At 44.5% G+C, this 17,857-nt stretch carries 17 protein-coding genes; 7 read left to right on the top strand and 10 right to left on the bottom strand.

Features of this window, described 5'->3' with window-relative positions:
- Positions 1–118: 118 nt before the first annotated feature.
- The 6 genes from AB6T38_RS07395 to AB6T38_RS07370 all read right to left on the bottom strand — a co-directional run bounded on the left by AB6T38_RS07395 (position 119) and on the right by AB6T38_RS07370 (position 8,261).
- Positions 119–1,798 carry a Mur ligase family protein gene (locus AB6T38_RS07395; protein WP_372546695.1) on the bottom strand — a complete coding sequence of 560 codons (1,680 nt, stop codon included), beginning with the start codon at positions 1,796–1,798 and terminating at the stop codon, positions 119–121.
- Positions 1,798–4,614, bottom strand: a complete 2,817-nt coding sequence (gene cphA / locus AB6T38_RS07390) for a cyanophycin synthetase (RefSeq protein WP_372546694.1) — start codon at positions 4,612–4,614, stop codon at positions 1,798–1,800. Before cphA ends, AB6T38_RS07395 begins: the two co-directional genes overlap by 1 nt.
- Positions 4,615–4,807: 193 nt before the next feature.
- Positions 4,808–5,623 (bottom strand): cyanophycinase, encoded by an 816-nt coding sequence (locus AB6T38_RS07385; RefSeq protein ID WP_372546693.1) that lies wholly within the window; start codon positions 5,621–5,623, stop codon positions 4,808–4,810.
- Between the two features lie 2 nt (positions 5,624–5,625).
- On the bottom strand, positions 5,626–6,795 hold the full coding sequence (iadA, locus tag AB6T38_RS07380) for a beta-aspartyl-peptidase (protein ID WP_372546692.1): 1,170 nt from the start codon (positions 6,793–6,795) through the stop codon (positions 5,626–5,628).
- A 604-nt stretch (positions 6,796–7,399) separates the two neighbouring features.
- A complete protein-coding gene (locus AB6T38_RS07375; RefSeq protein ID WP_372546691.1) occupies positions 7,400–7,840 on the bottom strand; it encodes a VOC family protein in 441 nt (146 codons plus the stop codon).
- A 118-nt stretch (positions 7,841–7,958) separates the two neighbouring features.
- Positions 7,959–8,261: a DUF6482 family protein gene (locus AB6T38_RS07370; RefSeq protein WP_372546690.1), complete on the bottom strand. Its 303-nt coding sequence runs from the start codon at positions 8,259–8,261 to the stop codon at positions 7,959–7,961.
- 399 nt (positions 8,262–8,660) lie between these two features.
- Between AB6T38_RS07370 and AB6T38_RS07365 the strand changes: the two genes are divergently transcribed.
- From AB6T38_RS07365 to AB6T38_RS07350, 4 genes are all read left to right on the top strand, one after another.
- Positions 8,661–9,506, top strand: coding sequence for a DUF3014 domain-containing protein (locus AB6T38_RS07365; protein WP_372546689.1), 846 nt, complete (start codon positions 8,661–8,663; stop codon positions 9,504–9,506).
- A 36-nt stretch (positions 9,507–9,542) separates the two neighbouring features.
- Complete coding sequence (locus AB6T38_RS07360) at positions 9,543–10,079, top strand: DUF1285 domain-containing protein (RefSeq protein ID WP_372546688.1); 537 nt, start codon at positions 9,543–9,545, stop codon at positions 10,077–10,079.
- 146 nt (positions 10,080–10,225) lie between these two features.
- The gene (locus AB6T38_RS07355) at positions 10,226–11,482 is read left to right on the top strand and encodes an amidohydrolase family protein (protein WP_372546934.1); all 1,257 of its coding nucleotides are present in this window, start codon (positions 10,226–10,228) and stop codon (positions 11,480–11,482) included.
- A 124-nt stretch (positions 11,483–11,606) separates the two neighbouring features.
- On the top strand, positions 11,607–12,374 hold the full coding sequence (locus AB6T38_RS07350) for a class I SAM-dependent methyltransferase (protein ID WP_372546687.1): 768 nt from the start codon (positions 11,607–11,609) through the stop codon (positions 12,372–12,374).
- Between the two features lie 223 nt (positions 12,375–12,597).
- Here AB6T38_RS07350 and tusA read toward each other — a convergent pair whose 3' ends face one another.
- The 4 genes from tusA to AB6T38_RS07330 are packed head-to-tail and all read right to left on the bottom strand — an operon-like array spanning position 12,598 to position 14,816.
- Positions 12,598–12,858, bottom strand: coding sequence for a sulfurtransferase TusA (tusA, locus tag AB6T38_RS07345; protein ID WP_372546686.1), 261 nt, complete (start codon positions 12,856–12,858; stop codon positions 12,598–12,600).
- Positions 12,848–13,489, bottom strand: a complete 642-nt coding sequence (gene pyrE, locus AB6T38_RS07340) for an orotate phosphoribosyltransferase (RefSeq protein ID WP_372546685.1) — start codon at positions 13,487–13,489, stop codon at positions 12,848–12,850. The genes tusA and pyrE overlap by 11 nt, the downstream gene beginning before the upstream one ends.
- Positions 13,490–13,506: 17 nt before the next feature.
- Positions 13,507–14,220, bottom strand: coding sequence for a ribonuclease PH (rph, locus tag AB6T38_RS07335; RefSeq protein WP_372546684.1), 714 nt, complete (start codon positions 14,218–14,220; stop codon positions 13,507–13,509).
- A gap of 2 nt (positions 14,221–14,222) precedes the next feature.
- Positions 14,223–14,816: a hypothetical protein gene (locus AB6T38_RS07330; RefSeq protein ID WP_372546683.1), complete on the bottom strand. Its 594-nt coding sequence runs from the start codon at positions 14,814–14,816 to the stop codon at positions 14,223–14,225.
- Positions 14,817–14,991: 175 nt separating this feature from the next.
- Between AB6T38_RS07330 and AB6T38_RS07325 the strand changes: the two genes are divergently transcribed.
- The 3 genes from AB6T38_RS07325 to AB6T38_RS07315 all read left to right on the top strand — a co-directional run bounded on the left by AB6T38_RS07325 (position 14,992) and on the right by AB6T38_RS07315 (position 17,772).
- Positions 14,992–15,855 (top strand): YicC/YloC family endoribonuclease, encoded by an 864-nt coding sequence (locus AB6T38_RS07325; RefSeq protein ID WP_348491780.1) that lies wholly within the window; start codon positions 14,992–14,994, stop codon positions 15,853–15,855.
- A 314-nt stretch (positions 15,856–16,169) separates the two neighbouring features.
- Positions 16,170–17,432 (top strand): tyrosine-type recombinase/integrase, encoded by a 1,263-nt coding sequence (locus AB6T38_RS07320; protein ID WP_372546682.1) that lies wholly within the window; start codon positions 16,170–16,172, stop codon positions 17,430–17,432.
- A 1-nt stretch (position 17,433) separates the two neighbouring features.
- The gene (locus AB6T38_RS07315) at positions 17,434–17,772 is read left to right on the top strand and encodes a hypothetical protein (protein ID WP_372546680.1); all 339 of its coding nucleotides are present in this window, start codon (positions 17,434–17,436) and stop codon (positions 17,770–17,772) included.
- Positions 17,773–17,857: the final 85 nt, after the last annotated feature.

The following is a 17,857-nucleotide window of genomic DNA, read 5'->3' as shown; positions in this document are numbered from 1 at the left end:
ACTTAAAAAGACGTATTTGCAATAAGTGCGTGTAGAACAAAACACAATTTACAAGTAAAAAGAGAAATGGGGACGAAATGAATTTTTCCAATTATATTGGAATCCTATAGACGTGAGGCTATTGTAGAAGTTGATCTATTTCTTCACGCTGATCCAGACAAAATAATACTACCACATCACCGGGTTTGGCTATCTCTATTGCCCGCTTAGCTCCGGTTAATGGCGAATCTACGCAGTCAATAACGGACTCATCTACCCCTTTGTCGACTAATTGGTTTCTCACAAGGTGTAATAATTCACCTAGCTCTCTACCACGTAGATAACGTTCGAGCTCTGCGACTATATATCGGTCTGCCTGTATTTTTTGAATTTCATCGGTGAGTTGTTTGATATCTTCATCTGCACGATCACCAGCGTTACTGAACATAACAATGTAGCGCTTCGCCGCTAGTTGTTTAGCAGTATTAATCATGGCTTTAACGCTGTGGGCATTATGGGCAAAATCCACCATTACTGTTGCACCTTGATGGTGGTATAAGTTTCCACGACCTGGGTTGTCTTTTGCCGAACTACCAAAATTAAGCAAACCCTGTTTAATTGCTTGCTTAGGTAAGTTTAACGCCTTACAAAGGCCAATTACCCCTAGGGCATTTTGAATATTGTGTTTCGCCGCCCCCTGCATGGTCATAGGCACAGACTTAACATCTTCAATGATTTGCTTGGTTCCCTGAGCTGAGACATAAACAAAGTATTGATTTTCGACAAATACACAGGGTAAGCCAGCTTGCTGGTTATGTAGAATCAAGGGATTATTTGCATCTTCACTGAACCAACAAATCTGACAGTTCACTTTTTTGCCTTGACGCACCACTAACTCATTGTCGGCATTGAGCACCAGTGTTGAGGTTTTGGCTAAGCCTTTGGCAACAACAAACTTAACCTCGGCTAACTCTTCAACGGTGTTAATACCGTATTGACCCAGATGATCACTGGCAACATTGGTGATAAGCGCCGCATTCACTGTCTCAATGGGAATGCCGCGACGTAAAATACCGCCTCTGGCAACCTCTAAAAACGCCATTTCCGTGCGTTTATCACGCAACAACATTCTTGCTCCACCTGGACCAGAGTAATCACCTTTGTCGATGATCTCATCACCCACTTTAATAAAGTCAGTGGACGTCACGCCGGCACAAATGCCAGCTGCTTTAGCTATTTCACTAGCTAATCGCACACTGGTAGATTTTCCGTTGGTACCTGTGATGAAGGCGCGAGGAATATCCTGATATTTATTCCATTGCAGCTCAGTAGTTGTAGGTAAAGCATCTATAGGCCATACATCAACGGAGGGGCCAGTGCCTAAACTAAATTCGTCGTCATCACTGATGGCTGTCACATTATGGGTTTTGGCTTCCGCTAACAGACTTAACAACTCAGGACTTTGCTCTTCTACACAATCAAGTTGCAACTGCTCTGCGCGGCTAAGCCAATCCACTTGCGGTTGCTGACAGAGTTCAGAAACCGTTAACTCCCACGCTAATTCAGCGAGGTCACAAGCGGTGTATAGGGCATCCATAGGTGCGCTAATAGCCAAACTAGCGCCACCGGTATAAAGCCGATAGGTATAACGTTGTTGCCAATTCATTTTTAGCAACAGCTTATCGACCCAACCTTGCCAAGTGGTGATAACAGTCTGGCTATCTATACCTTCAATGAAAACGTCTAAGATGGCTCCAGGTTTGTCCCACAGTAGGTTGGGGCCTGTCAGTCGTCTAACTTCGTCCAGTTCTAAACGCATTAATCTGAATCTTCATCGCGTTCAACCACTAAACGTACACCTCTTTCATCTTGCACGAGGGTTTGACCGGCATCGAGCTCGAACTTATGTTCCACTGGAGCATAAAGTTTTTCAGGATAATCTTGAGAAGGTTGAGCCTCTTTTGCTACTCCATCGCCATCTGCTTGGAAATGCACAATCTGCTTCCAACAACGGGTAATATTGTCGCCAAGAATAATCAATAGATCACCTTTCTGACAATCCTCAAGGGCTTTATCTACGGCGTCTTTTTCAGACGGTATGACTTGAATATCTTCATCAGCCATACCTTGTTCAAGGTAGGTTTTACGCAGTAATTGTGGTACTTCGTCAAACCCGCGACCTCGACGATCATCATCGGCCTTACAAATAACAGTATCAAAACCTTTGGCGGTAATAGTGGCAGCTTCTATTACATCTTCATCTCGTCTATCACCAGGCATGGCAATAACTAAACGACGTTTACCGGTAACGTCTAAGCGCAAGGCTAAATCGGTAATAGTTTGAATCGCCGCAGGGTTATGGGCGTAATCTAAAATCACTTTAAAGGGGTGTTCATCATAAATATTCAAGCGACCGGGAGCTTGATAGAAAGAGGTATTGAAGATGCGCAAGCCTTGTCTAATATCTTCCAATGACGTATTGAAACAATAGGCCATGGCTGTAGCAAACATGGCATTTTGCACGTTATGCATTGCCTTGCCTTCAATAGTCGCAGGAATAAGATGTGTCCATAATAAGGGAATATGAGAGCCCTTATCATAAATCGTGATCATGTCTCCATTGATGCCTTTTTCCAGTACCACGGCTAAACCACCACTGCGGATATGCTCACGCACTAAACCATGACCAGAATCGGTTGTGACATAACAAATGCGTTTAGCGGAGCAGTAATCTGCCATTTCCAAACAATGTCTATCGTCAGCGTTTAACACTACGCAGTCTTTAGCGACTTCAACCACCACACGTTTAATTTGTGCAAGCTGTTCAAGTGTATTTATGCCTCTTTGGCCTAAATGATCGGCACTGATATTCAAACATGCCCCAACATCACATTCTGTATAACCTAAGCCACGCTTGAGTATGCCACCTCGTGCTGTTTCCATAATCGCAAAATCCACACTAGGATCACGCAGTACGATTTGTGCTGAGGTGGGGCCTGTCATATCGCCTTTTACAGTTAAATGCCCATCAATATAAACCCCATCGGTGGACGTCATGCCAGTGGTGTAACCCACACTTTTCATTATGCTGGCAAGCATCCGTGAGGTGGTGGTTTTACCATTTGTGCCAGTAATAGCAGCGATGGGAATACTCGAATTCGCTCCTGGTGGGAACAACATGTCCATCACTTTACCAGACACGTCACGAGGGGTACCTTCACTAGGTGCCACGTGCATTCTAAATCCTGGTGCGGCGTTACATTCGCAAATGCCGCCACCAATTTCTTTGTAAGATTTGCTAATGTCATCGGTTAGAAAGTCAACACCACCAATGTCTAAACCAATGGCTTTTATTGCCCGCACGGCCATGTCTCTATTGTCTGGATGCACAGAATCTGTCACATCAATGGCGGTTCCACCGGTAGAGAGGTTTGCCGTTGAACGTAAGTAAAACTCCTGCCCCTCTTCCAACACCGTGGTTTTATCATAACCGGCTTCAGCCAATAAACGCTCAGCCTGATTATCAAGCTCTAAACGGGTCAGGACTTTTTCATGACCAATACCACGGCGGGGATCTTGATTGACAATATCCACTAGCTCTTCAATAGTGCTGGAACCATTACCCACCACATGGCCTGGAACACGTTTCGCCACTGCGACCAACTCATCGTTCACTACCAGCATCCGATGATCAAAGCCAGTTAAGTAACTTTCCACTAATACGGCACGGCTAGTCCCGAATTTCTGTGCTTCGTTGAATGCAGTTACAACTTCTTCATCATTAGTGAGGTTGATGCTTACGCCTCTACCATGGTTAGCATTAAGAGGCTTAATTACCACAGGAAAACCAATACGGTTGGCTGCCCGCACAGCTTGACGTTCACTATAAATCATCAACTGTTTAGGCACAGGAAGACCCAAATCGTTTAATAAATTATGGGTGTCTTCTTTATCACAGGAAATTTCAACGGCGATATGCTTTGTTTCACTGGTAATAGTGGCTTGAATGCGTTTTTGGTATTTGCCGTGACCAAACTGTACTAGGCTGTAATTGTTCAAACGTAACCATGGAATATCACGCTCTTCAGCTGCTTTAACCAAACTACCAGTACTAGGACCAAATTCTTTTTTCTGAGCCATGCGAACAAAATCTTGCAGCTCTTGGCTAAAATCAAAATCATCATCAATATCAGCATTAATTGCAGACTGAACTTCTTCTGGCAAAAGGTGAGTAAGCAGTCGCATACCCAAAGCGCCAGCCTCTAAGCCAACATCTTGTTGTTTGTATTGATAGACCACATTGTAGCAACCGGGTTTGTCTAAACTGCGAGTGCGACCAAAGCCTACAGGCGAACCAGCTAAGTTTTGCAGTTCAAGGGCAACGTGCTCCCAAATATGACCCATCCACGTACCTTCGTCATCCCGCAAGCGACGGATAAAACCACCTTCTTCTTGGTAAGAACAACCGTGACTGTGCAAACTTGGAATCGCATTGACTAAACCATTGATAAAATCCTCACCTAGTTTTACCGAAGGCCAGTTTTCTAGCTCTCCTAAGTCGATTTGATATCGAATAACCGGAAAGTTAGCGTAAATATTTGGACCGACATAAACGTTTCTACTGAGGATCTTCATATAGTTGGGTTTCCTTGTGTTAATTGCTTTAACAACACGTTATCGTGAATCATATTGATGAAAGGAGAAAGAAAACAATACTACAAGTAATGGACTTAAGATATGGCAGTTTTAGCTTATAGGATTGTCGTAACTAGGCTATATAAAAACAGTGGGATTCGCCACTGTTTTTATATTCAGCATAAACGCAGAATTAAGCGGATGCTTGGCGTGTACTGATATTATATCGACTGCCCGAGGCAAGAATATGAACCTTTAAATTAAGCAAGGTTAAAGCGTCACCTCTGCGAGCTTCAGCCATTGACGAATACTCTATATCGGCTGGGTCAACAACGGTTATGGCTCCGCTACCGACGACTGTAAACTCATTATTGTCATCAATAAAGGCTGCAGTGTCTTCGTCTAAACCTATTCCCACTAAAAATGGATTGTAGGAAACCGCACTCAATAAACGCGATAAACGATTACGCTCATTAAAGTGTTGGTCGACCACAACAGTATTGATCAGACCCATACCTGGGGCTAAATTTACACCATCTTCGGTGGGTACAATTCCAGTGCTTCCACCAGTAATCATATGCTGAGAAACAATTGCAGCTCCCGCTGATGTACCAGCAACATGCACACCTTTGGCATTAATTTGTCGAATCGTTTTAGCGATTGGCGTTCCACCAAGGATAGTCGACAGACGTAGTTGATTCCCGCCAGTGATAAACACTGCCGTACAAGTTAATAGTTGTTCAACATAATCTGGGTTTTGCGCATCAGCACGCTCACGAATAGGCAATGAAATGGTTTTTCCAGCACCTAATTCATGGAATAAGTTTTCATATCGCTCACCAGTATCATCTAACTGTGAAGCCGTTGGAATGACACAAATCACAGCATCAGAACCACCAGCGAGTTCAACAAATTTAGTTAGTATTTCAGGGTTATCTATTTTCTCTTCGGCTCCGCCGATGGGGATTACATAACCACGTTGCTGTCCTTCGATATTAGGAGACGGCATATTCAATCCTCAAACGTACCTTTTTTTACAAAAGATTTATCAAAAATGTGCCACACACCAAGGGCCATCACATGGCTGATGCGGGACGAATCGTCAAGTATAACAAGATCTGCGTCAAAGCCAGCCTGTATCTTGCCTTTTTTATGAAAATTCATCAAAGAAGCAACATTTGATGTGAAAAATGGCAAACAATCTGGCAACGCCACGCCATTTCCCAGTAATTCATATAAAACTTGAGTCATAGATTCTGAATTGGCGAAGTCCATTTTGGTTAAATGCCCTTGTTTATTAAAGCAAGGTAAACAACCTCCACCATCAGAACTAATGGTTAGCTTGTCTTGGGGAAAGTCACTGGCGATATAGCGACTCAAGGCATCTGCCGGTTCATAACCTTCACCGTCAGTTTCAAATGCAGTCACATCAATCCAACACCCTTGTTTGGCTAACTCACAGGCTTCTTCAAATAAAAAACGTTGTCGATTTACATGGGTAGGATTGAAGGTTCTCGGCGGTATTTCTGATGTCGATAAGGCTTCACGCACCAAACTTAAACCACGCTCACCGTCACCTAAGTGCAAATGCACAGTGCCAGCCTTGCCGGTCATCAACCTTGCCACATGGGCTTCAGAAGCGACTTTGAGCAATTCATTAAGGGTGGGTTGGCTGGAACGATGGTCACTGATGGCCAATTCTCCCACTGCCACTATGGGGTCAACAAAAACAATATCGGTTTTAACTGAACCAGTTAAGGTAGTAGGCGGTAAATGATATCCGCCGGTGTAGCAATAAGCAGATAAGCCTTCTTCACGCAGTCCATAAACCTGCGCGACTAATGATTCAGTGTTGCGGGTGGTGTCATCGGTACCTAACAAACCTACAGCGGTAGTCACCCCTGCACGGGTAAATTGACTTAACGGAACCGGAGGCACACGAGTGGCAAATCCAGCTTCGCCACCACCACCGGTGATATGAGTGTGGGCATCAATTAAACCTGGAATTAAAGTGGCCCCTTGCACATCAAGGTGCTGAACATCGAGGGTAGAATCAATGTTAGGCAGGCTATCAAAAATCTGTAAAATTCGACCGCCCCCCACTAAAAGGTGACGAATACCAAGAGCCTGCGGGGCGAAAATATTGGCATTTTTCAGTAGAATTAATGACTGCTTGTTCAACCCGATCTCCAAATAAAGTGTTGATGCCTAAAACTCATGTTTTAGGGCTAAATCGTAAAAATCGGATTATACACTAGCTGTAAGCGATAGTTTATCTCAGCCATAGATTTACTAGACATTTTACCAGATTGTAAGCGCCCTTGGTTTTGTAGCCTGGCCTTTAGGCCATGGAAAGGTTGGTTATGCAAACGGGGCTAAAGCACCCGCCTACAAAAGCCTCATGTAGCCTGACCTTCAGGCCATGAAAAGGTTGATTATACAGACGGGGCTAAAGCACCCGCCTACAAAAGCCTCATGTAGCCTGGCCTTTAGGCCATGAAAAGGTAGATTATACAGACGGGGCTGAAGCACCCGCCTACAAAAGCCTCATGTAGCCTGGCCTTTAGGCCATGAAAAGGTAGATTATACAGACGGGGCTGAAGCACCCGCCTACAAAAGCCTCATGTAGCTTGGCCTTCAGGCCATGAAAAGGTCGATTGTGCAAACGGGGCTAAAGCACCCGCCTACAAAAGCCTCATGTAGCTTGGCCTTCAGGCCATGAAAAGGTTGATTGTGTACACGAGCTAAAGCACCCGCCTACAGGGGACGCTTGGTTAACGAATAATTACCACTCGCCAGTATTTTCCATGGATGCCCAAGGTTCTTGTGGAGCAAGGGCGTCACCTCGTTGTAATAGTTCAATAGAAATATTATCCGGTGAACGCACAAACGCCATATGACCATCTCTGGGAGGGCGGTTAATAACCACACCTGCATCACTAAGTTTTTGGCACAATCCATAGATATCATCAACTTGGAAAGCCAAATGTCCGAAATTTCGGCCACCTGAATAGGTTTCTGGATCCCAGTTATAAGTCAGCTCAACCAAAGGAGCTTCATCTTTTTTTGCGCGCTCAGCATCTTCAGGAGCGGCTAAATAAACCAAGGTAAATCGACCTTTTTCGTTTTCAATTCGCTTGCTTTCTTGCAAACCCAAATGTTCACAATAGAATTTTAAAGATGCGTCTAAGTCTGCGACTCGCACCATAGTATGTAGAAATTGCATGAAAAACTTGCCTCTTGAGTAACGTTAAGCTTGTGAATTTGATAAGACCAATCTAGACAAAATAGTCATTAATGACTAGCCCCCATAGTATGGTGGGTGATTTTGATTATTCAATGTTTTAGTAAGGTTGTTGCATGGAAAAAGGCACTTTTAAGTTTGCTGCTGTTTTAGGAGGGTTGCCAATCATCTCATCATAAGGAGAGTCATGTATCATAACCGAACTCAACACCTTAACATCGGCAAAGGCATCACGAACCTGTTGGCTGTTATTGAAACGCATTAATTTACCGTTGTCGTATAACATTCCTTGCTCACTACCAATTTTCAACTTTATTAAATAAATGTTCATTTCAAATGATTGCAGCTCTAGTTCATCTATAACTTGATTTTGATTAATTAGAAGTTGGTATTCAAATTTCATCTTAGGCTTGTCTCTGCTAGAGCTAATCCAGTAAAGGATCTTACGTTTGTTGCCTAGAATTAGTTCATCTAGATGGATACAGTGCTACTAGTTAGGTCATTGATATTAAGGTAACTCCTTGTATTTCACTGTTATATCCCAATAAAATTAGTAGAAACAAATAGTGACATAAGAATTGGAAGTAGTAGTATCTAATGAGTGTTTATCTTTGAAATCAGCTTTATTCGGTGCGCCCTTTTTTATTCGGTAGCATCCATGGCTATAAAGAGAGTTACCTAGGTCACTGTGTAATTTGGCAGGAAAAGATAAACAATTTACAGACTAGCGTTAAAAAAATTCAACGATTTGCTTCCTAGCTTGTCATAATATTATCTGGTTGCGTGTAATTTAGGAAAGAAAATGACTGACGAATCAAACCCCAAATCCATCAAGCCGCACATTATTTTAGCAGTGATTGTGATCTGTGTCGTAGTAATAGGTTATTTTGCTTTCAGCGGCAGTAATGAGACTGAAGAACTTCCTGACCCCATTATTGAAGCCCCGATTCCCGATCCCATTGTTGAGGTAGAAGAGCAACAAGAGTACGACGAATACGCTGTTGAAGACGAAGCGGAAATGATTGAAGAAGAGCCGGTAATTGTCGACTTACCTCCCCCTGAGCCCATTCCAGAACCAATCGATACCAGTGACGCAGCAGTGAAAACTTCGATTATTAGTTTAGCTAATTATGAAGCGGCGGCGAGTTTACTGGTGAATGATGACTTACTTCGACGCTTTGTGGTGCTAACGGAAAATGCCGCGAATCATGATATTGCCACTAACCATCAAGTTATTGTGCCACCGGATCAGAAGTTTCGAGTGTATGAACAGTCTGATAAAAGTTTTATCGATGCGGCGAGTTTCAAACGATACACCCCATATGTGGAAACCTTAGATTCCATTGATACAAACTCGTTAATTTCACTTTACGAAACCTACAAACCGACAATTGCCGATATTTATGCTGAAATTGGCGATCCTGATGATGATTTTACCTTTGTGTTAATGGACGCGATTAATCACTTGTTGGATACCCCTGAAGTGCCTGTTCCTATTGAAGTTTATACCGATAGCGTAATGTACAAGTTTGCTGATGATCGGTTAGAGAGTTTAACTGCTGTGCAAAAACAATTGCTTCGAACGGGCCCAGAAAACATGCGCCGTATTAAAGCAAAATTGCGTGAAGTTAGAGATGCATTGCAGTAACAGGCAGTCCTCGAAAGTAAATAAGGCTTCTAGCTAATGGATTTATCTGAACTACAAAGTCAGCTTGCCCAGCAACAAGGTAAAATTCCACCAGTAGAAAAGTGGGATCCGGATTTTTGTGGTGATATTGATATTCATATCAAACATGATGGAAGCTGGTTTTATATGGGCACGCCCATTGGACGTAAACCGCTAGTGAAGCTATTTGCTAGCGTTTTGCGTAAAGACCAAGACGAATACTTTTTAGTAACCCCCGTAGAAAAAGTACGTATCAAGGTTGATGATGTTCCTTTTATTATCACCCAGTGGGATAAACAAGACGATTTACTCACCTTTAGCACACAAACTGACGACAACTTTGTGGTCAGTAAAGACAACCCCGTTGAAATACGTCAAGACGCTACAACCCAAGCCATGCTTCCCTATGTGAAAGTAAGACGCAACTTGTGGGCTCGACTGCACCAAAATGTCTATTATCAACTTATCGAATTAGCTGAAGAAGTCAGCATAGATGGTACTCGACAACTGCAACTCGTTAGTGGCGAATACACCTTTACCTTAGGTACATTTTAAACAAAAGTTTACAGATGTTTGAAACGCTATTTTTGACCTGTCTGACAAATTAACCTAATGTTGTTACCTCTCATAATATTGGCAAGGACTCCTTGATGTTTAGCCGTAAACCTTCATTTTTCAAAAGCACTTTTCTACTTCTTAGCATGGCAACATTAAATGTTAGCCAAGCTGCCACCATCATTCATGCAGGTAAATTAATTAGTGCCGACACTGACGATGTAAAAAGCAAAATGTCGGTTATTGTTGAAGATAACAAAATTGCTCGAATCGACAAAGGTTATACCGAAGCTGGCGAGGGAGATGAAATTATTGATCTTAGCCAATACACCCTAATGCCTGGCTTAATGGATATGCATACCCATTTAAGTAGCCAGTTTGAAGGTCCCAGCACATACATGGAAGGCTTTGTGTTAAATGAAGCTGACTTTGCTATTAAAGCCGTAGTAAACGCGAAAAAAACCTTAGATGCCGGTTTTACCACAGTACGTAATTTGGGAGATGGCTATAACGAAACCGTGGCGCTACGTAATGCGATTAATGGCGGAAAAGTCCCAGGACCACGGATATTCACCTCAGCCACAGCAATTGCCACAACTGGCGGTCATGCAGACTCAACCAACGGTCAAGCCAAGCTCATTCGTCGCGACTTAGGTCCAGAGGATGGAGTGATTAATGGTGTTGCTGAGGCTAGAAAAGCAGTTAGACAGCGTTATAAAGACGGTGCCGACTTAATTAAAATCACCGCGACCGGTGGTGTATTGTCGGTGGCCAAGAGTGGTCAAAATCCACAATTTATGGATGACGAATTAAAAGCCATTGTTGATACGGCTAAAGACTACGGCATGACCGTCGCCGTTCATGCTCATGGCAAAGAAGGCATGCGTCGCGCTATTTTGGCTGGTGTCTCGTCCATTGAGCATGGCACATACATGGACAAAGAGATCTTTAAGTTAATGAAGAAAAACGACACCTATTATGTGCCCACCATAATGGCTGGAAACTGGGTTGCCGAAAAAGCCAAGATTGATGGTTTCTTTCCCGACTTAGTTCGTCCCAAGGCCGCTAAGATTGGACCTTTAATTAAACAAACCTTTGAGAATGCTCTTAATGCAGGGGTTAAAATCGCTTACGGCACAGACACCGGTGTGTCAGCCCATGGCGATAACGGCCTTGAGTTTGTGCTCATGGTCGAAGCCGGAATGAAACCAATAGAAGCGATTCGCAGCGCCACTTATCATGGTGCTAAATTGCTCAATGAGTTAGACAACTTAGGCACCATAGAAGCGGGTAAGTTTGCCGACATGGTTGCTGTACATGGTGATCCCCTAAGCGACATAACAGAGATGCAAGACATCGATTTTGTGATGAAAAACGGTGAAGTTTTTGTCCATAAACAATAATTAATCAAACCGAGCACATTTTTAAAAATTTTAGAACGAATAGTCGTTGTGCTCGGGTCTCTAATAAAGATTAGCAACAAAACCATAAACCATTAAGTAATCTAACAAATACATGGAGATAAGAATGAAATTACGTTCAACAGCTATTGCTTTGCTTACCGCCCTAGGGCTAACAGCAAGTCTATCCTCAATGGCAGCCCATCACGAAGTTGGCGATTTAATCAAGACAGCCATGAAATCAGATATACGAACTGAAGCTGAGATAAAACGGGATCGCAACAGAAAGCCTGTTGAAACTTTGGAATTTTTCGGCCTAGAACCTGATATGCGAATTCTTGAATTGATGCCTGGTGGAGGTTGGTACACCAAAATTCTAGCGCCAGTGGTCAGTGATAAAGGTGAGTACTATGCTGCTATTGGTACTGGCAGGGTTAAAAAATCTCTTAGTGATAAGCCTGGTTTCGAAAAAATGAATATTATTGCTGAAGATGCAAAAATTTATCGTAAAGACGGTGCTCGTTTTTACTCATTAGATTTAGATTCATTCGGTGTTGACGATCTTGATATGGTGCTTACCTTTAGAAACTATCACAACTTCTCTATAGAAGGCCGTAAAGCCATGAATGATGCGGCATTTGCAGCTCTTAAGCCTGGTGGCATATACGCTGTGGTAGATCATACCGCTCGCCACATGGAACCATCTAACAGTTCAAATGGTCGTCGTGTTGACCCTGTTAAGGCGATTAAAGAAATTATCGACGCCGGTTTTGAATTTGTAGATTACAGTGACATTCATTACCGCGAAGATGATGAACTTGAGTATGAAGTAGGCGCGAGATCAGTGACCGGTAACACCGACCGCTGGACAATCAAATTCCGCAAACCAGAATAATCTCAGCAAGATCGTTTTACCCATAATCGGGGCTCAGGCCCCGAAGATTTAAATAAAAGCACCTAGCTTCAGGCAGGTGCTTTAGCCCCGTGCACCAAATCAACTTTCCATGGCCTGAGGCCATGCTACAAAGCCAGACCGTCAACCTTTCCATGGCCTAAAGGCCATGCTACAAAACTAAAACGCCACCTGTAGGCGGGTGCTTTAGCCCCGTGGGATTGGTTTAGACGCCTTTGCGGATTAAATAAATATAGGGGGAGGATTCGGTATTGGAACGCACTAATGTATGCCCCATAAATCGACAAAAACTGGGGACATCACGGGTGGTCGAATGGTCATCGGCGATCACGCTCAATGACTCACCTTCTTGCATATTGCGGACTTTCATTCTGACCATCATAACTGGTTCTGGACACCTAAGACCTAGTGCGTCCAGATGGTAATCAGCGGCGAACTCCTCCGGAACTGAAAAATCAGATCCCATAGTCCTGCCGATATTGCTCGATATTCTCCAAGTGTTCCGCCATCTCAGGCTGCTCCTTCAAGTACTCCACTAAGTCGGCTAAGCATATAATGGAAGCCACTTGCGTCCCAAAGTCACGCTCAACTTCCTGAATCGCAGACAACTCGCCTTTACCTTTTTCTTGCCGATCTAACGCAATTAACACACCAGCAAGGCTCGCGCCATGGGCATCAATAAGCTGCATGGATTCACGAATGGCGGTTCCTGCGGTGATCACATCATCCACCAGCATTATTTTGCCACTAAGAGGACTGCCCACTAAGGTGCCGCCTTCGCCGTGATCTTTGGCTTCTTTGCGGTTAAAGCAATAAGGAGTATCTATGTTATGTTTGTCGGCCAAAGCAACCGCTGTCGTTGTGGCGATAGGAATACCTTTGTAGGCAGGGCCAAACAACACGTCATATTCAATTCCAGAATCAATCAAGGCCTGGGCATAGTATTGCCCAAGTTTAGCCAAGTCATTTCCGGTGTTGAATAAACCAGCGTTGAAAAAATAAGGACTTTTTCGCCCTGACTTTAAGGTAAATTCGCCAAACTTTAAGACCTTGCGCGCTAGAGCAAACTCAATAAATGCTTTTTGATAATCTTGCATAGTTTACAAACCTGTTATTAGTTTAATGCAATTTTTTGAACATCGAACAACTCGCGAAGACCGTGTTTCGCCAATTCAAGCATTTCACTCATTTCGTCAAAACTGAAAGGTTCGCCTTCAGCGGTGCCTTGCACTTCAATCAGTTTGCCTGTTTCGGTCATAACTACGTTCATGTCTGTTTCAGCATCAGAATCTTCTAAGTATTCTAAATCAGCAATGGCATTACCTTTGTAAACCCCTACGGATAAAGCAGCAATCATGAACTTAAGTGGGTTAGCTTTTAAAATACCTTTACTACGCATGTAAGTTAGGGCGTCAACCAAGGCAACACAGGCACCGGTAATGGAAGCGGTACGGGTACCACCATCTGCCTGAATAACATCGCAATCTAAAGTGATGGTGTTCTCACCCAGTAGTTTCAAATCTACGGCTGCGCGTAAGGAACGAGCAATCAAACGTTGAATCTCTAAAGTACGTCCACCTTGCTTACCGCGAGCCGCTTCACGACCTGAGCGAGTATGGGTAGAACGAGGAAGCATGCTGTACTCAGCAGTTATCCAGCCTTTACCTTGGCCTTTCATAAAACGCGGCACACCTTCTTCAACTGTGGCGTTACAGATAACTTTAGTATTACCAAATTCAACCAACACCGAACCTTCAGCATGACAGGTAAACTGGCGAGTAATAGTAACAGGACGGATTTGACTGGCAGTTCTTCCACTTGGACGCATTTTTAAACTCCTAATTGATATGGCGCAGGATTATAGCCTAACTCCACCAAATGTTGCAGTGAGCAATGAAATAAATCTAAATCCACTCTGTAGGCGGGTGTTTTAGCCCCGTGCAATACCACGATTCTATGGCCTAAAGGCCATGCTACAAGAACAACCAAACTCAACACCACCCTGTAGGCGGGTGCTTTAGCCCCGCGCAATACCACGATTCCATGGCCTAAAGGCCATGCTACAAGAACAACCAAACTCAACACCACCCTGTAGGCGGGCGCTTTAGCCCCGTGCAATACCACGATTCTATGGCCTAAAGGCCATGCTACAAGAGCAAACAAACCCAACTCTACCCTGTAGACGGGTGTTTGAGCCCCGCGCAATACCACGATTCCATGGCCTAAAGGCCATGCTACAAGAGCAACCAAACTCAACTCTACCCTGTAGGCGGGCGCTTTAGCTCCGTGCAAAACTTCAATCCCATGGCCTAAAGGCCATGCTACAAGAGCAAACAAACCCAACTCTACCCTGTAGGCGTGTGTTTGAGCCCCGCGCAAAACTTCAATCCCATGGCCTAAAGGCCATGCTACAAGAGCAAACAAACCCTACTCTACCCTGTAGGCGGGCGCTTTAGCCCCGCGCGCATTACCGCAATCCCGCGTAATCGTTCATTCGCGACTTGATCCTCAACGGGCAAATGACAAAAACCACTGCGGATTGTGTTAATAACGCGTAAACTATGCCAGCATTAAAATTTTAAATTACCGAGGAATTCCCATGATATATAGCATGACCGCATTTGCCCGCAACGAAATAAAAGCTGAATGGGGCACCGCAATTTGGGAAATTCGTTCGGTTAATCAGCGCTACCTAGAAACATTTTTCCGCCTTCCAGAGCAGTTTCGTTCATTAGAACCCATGCTAAGGGAACGCTTTAGAAAACGTCTACAGCGCGGTAAAGTAGAATGCGCTTTACGCTACATTCCAAATGATGCCGCGGTAGGTGAGCTAAGTCTCAATGAAGACCTTGCCAAACAACTACTCAACGCCGCCGACTGGGTGCAATCACACGGACAATCAAGCGGTGTAAACCCCGTCGACATCCTACGCTGGCCAGGTGTTATTGCCACCGTAGAAACCGATATGGACAGTATTCAAACAGATATAATGAAAGGCTTTGATGACACCCTCAACGACTTCATCCAAGCCCGCGCGGCAGAAGGTGTAAACCTTAAAGAAATGATCGAACAGCGCCTCGACGGTATTCAGCAACAAGTGAAAATTGTTAGCGCCAGAATGCCTGAAATCATCACTTGGCAAAAAGAGCGACTACTCAGCCGTTTCGAAGAAGCAAAAATTGAACTAGAAGCTGGCCGAGTCGAACAAGAAATGATTATGCTCGCGCAAAAAGTCGACGTGGCCGAAGAGCTAGATCGCCTCAACTCCCACATTGGCGAAACCCACAACATCCTCAATAAAGGCGGCGCATGCGGCCGTAGACTCGACTTCATGATGCAAGAATTCAATCGCGAATCAAACACCCTAGGCTCAAAATCCATCCACGCCGACATCACCCAATCAGCAGTGGAATTGAAAGTGTTGATTGAGCAAATGCGCGAGCAAATTCAAAACATCGAATAGTTTTTTACCCGTCCAAGAATGTCTTAAAAGCCCTGTTATTTGCTTGTAAATACAGGGCTTTTTTATTTTTCCCGTCCAAATCGGTTTGCAGATGTCCGTTACCAACTACCTGTTTAGTGGTGGGCAGAATGGTGGGCAGTCCCCTCATTTTTGCTCAATAAGCATTTTGCGGTGAGCAAATTGGTGGGCAGTAAGTTACCCAATTTTCGCTTTTAACTCGCCACCACAACAGGTTAGCTGCTGATTCAATAAGCAAATCGGTGGTGGGCAGCCATTATTGCCCCCTCCATTATTTCAGCAACTATGGAGTAAACATGGGAAAACTCACAGCAAAACAGGTTATTGCATACAGCAAAGCCGACCCAAAAAAATATTCAGATGGTGAAGGTCTATACTTTTGCGTCCGCAAACAAGGCTCGTCTTACTGGATGATCCGCTACACCACAGCCAAAGGAAGACGAGAAGCGACCTTGGGGCAATTTCCTTTAATGTCGTTGGCAGACGCTCGAATTGCCGCCGCTTATTTTCGAAAAGAAGTACGCGACGGCATAGATCCTCTTCTGGAAAAACAGAAAATCGAGTTACCTGACATTGAAACCGTGGATCAACTGTTCCATGACTGGTATCGAACAGACCTGAGTCGACGACTAAAGCACCCCAAGATCCCGTATCGGGTTTACACCAAAGACATAAGCCCAGTCATTGGCATTAAGTGTATTGCTGAGGTGACTGCACGCGATGTGCGCGAAGTATTAGAGCGTATTCGAGAAAGTAACCGCCCTACCATTGCCAACGATACCTTGATGTACATGAAGCAGCTGTTTCGACATGCGATTAAGCTCGATTTAACGCTGAGCAATCCAGCAGCAGCTTTCACAGTGGACGATGCCGGTGGCGTGGAGACCAGTAAAGACAGGATGCTCAGCAAAGAGGAAATTCACTACGCCTTCAGTGTGTTTCATACCCATATCAACAGCTTTGGCCGCGATAACTACCTCGCTTGCTGCCTGTTTCTAGTATTGGGCGTGCGCAAAAGCGAACTATGTGAAGCCATGTGGCGTGAAATGGATTTAACCACGGGCGTATGGGACCTGCCCAAAGAACGCAGTAAAACGGGCGTGCCAATCAGCATTCCCTTACCCCGCCAAGCTATTGCTTGGTTTAAGGAGCTGCAAATCCGCGCCTGTGGCTCGCCTTATGTTTTCCCAGCCAGACGAGCAAGTCATCGTCCACATATGGGGCCAGATACACTGAACCGCGCCATTTCTAAACTATTTGGTCGCGAGCCTGGGCGTAAAAAACAGCCTCCCAATAAAATGGGCAAGCTTGAACACTTCACCATACACGATTTACGCCGCACCTTTCGCAGTCTTGCTGCCTCTTTAGGTATCGCAGGCAACGTGGCCGAACGCTGCCTTAACCATAAGCTAAAAGGCGTTGAGGGCATCTATGACCGCCACGATTACTTTGAAGAGCGCCATGTCGCTCATCAAACTGTGGCTGATGTGGTTGAACCACTGGTGAACTTTGAACCCTCTTCACAACACCAACAACACCACCACAAAGGAGGGCTTTAACATGCGATTTATGATGCGACTCGCCCCTATTACCTTTCCAATAGCCATGCTGGCAGGCTTTGGTTGGTGTATTGGCATTGCCTTACTCGAACAATCTCATGGCGTAGGCTACGCACTTACCCGGCAATGCCTGATGGTATTCGTGGTACTCGCTCCTTGGCTGACGTTAAAACTCACGTTCTACGTGATTGTCAGCCTAGGACGTAAACTGGGGCTCATCCCGCCTGCACGCCCAACGTACAGCTTGGGTTATGAAGAATCACTCTATTGGTTCAGAGTATTGGCGTTCTTCGATGGCAAACGCAGCAGCATGCCGAAAAAGCCAATCAGGCGAAATTAGCAAGCCCCCATTTACTCACTTACTGTGGGCAGTTGGGACAATGGGGCAACACTTGATACCACAAGCTTTAGAAGGTGAATAAGAG

Origin of the sequence: Aliiglaciecola sp. SL4 (genome assembly GCF_041538045.1) — a bacterium.
Lineage (GTDB): Bacteria > Pseudomonadota > Gammaproteobacteria > Enterobacterales > Alteromonadaceae > Aliiglaciecola.
Note: the sequence above shows the minus strand (reverse complement) of the source record. Positions and strands in the feature narration are given on the sequence as shown.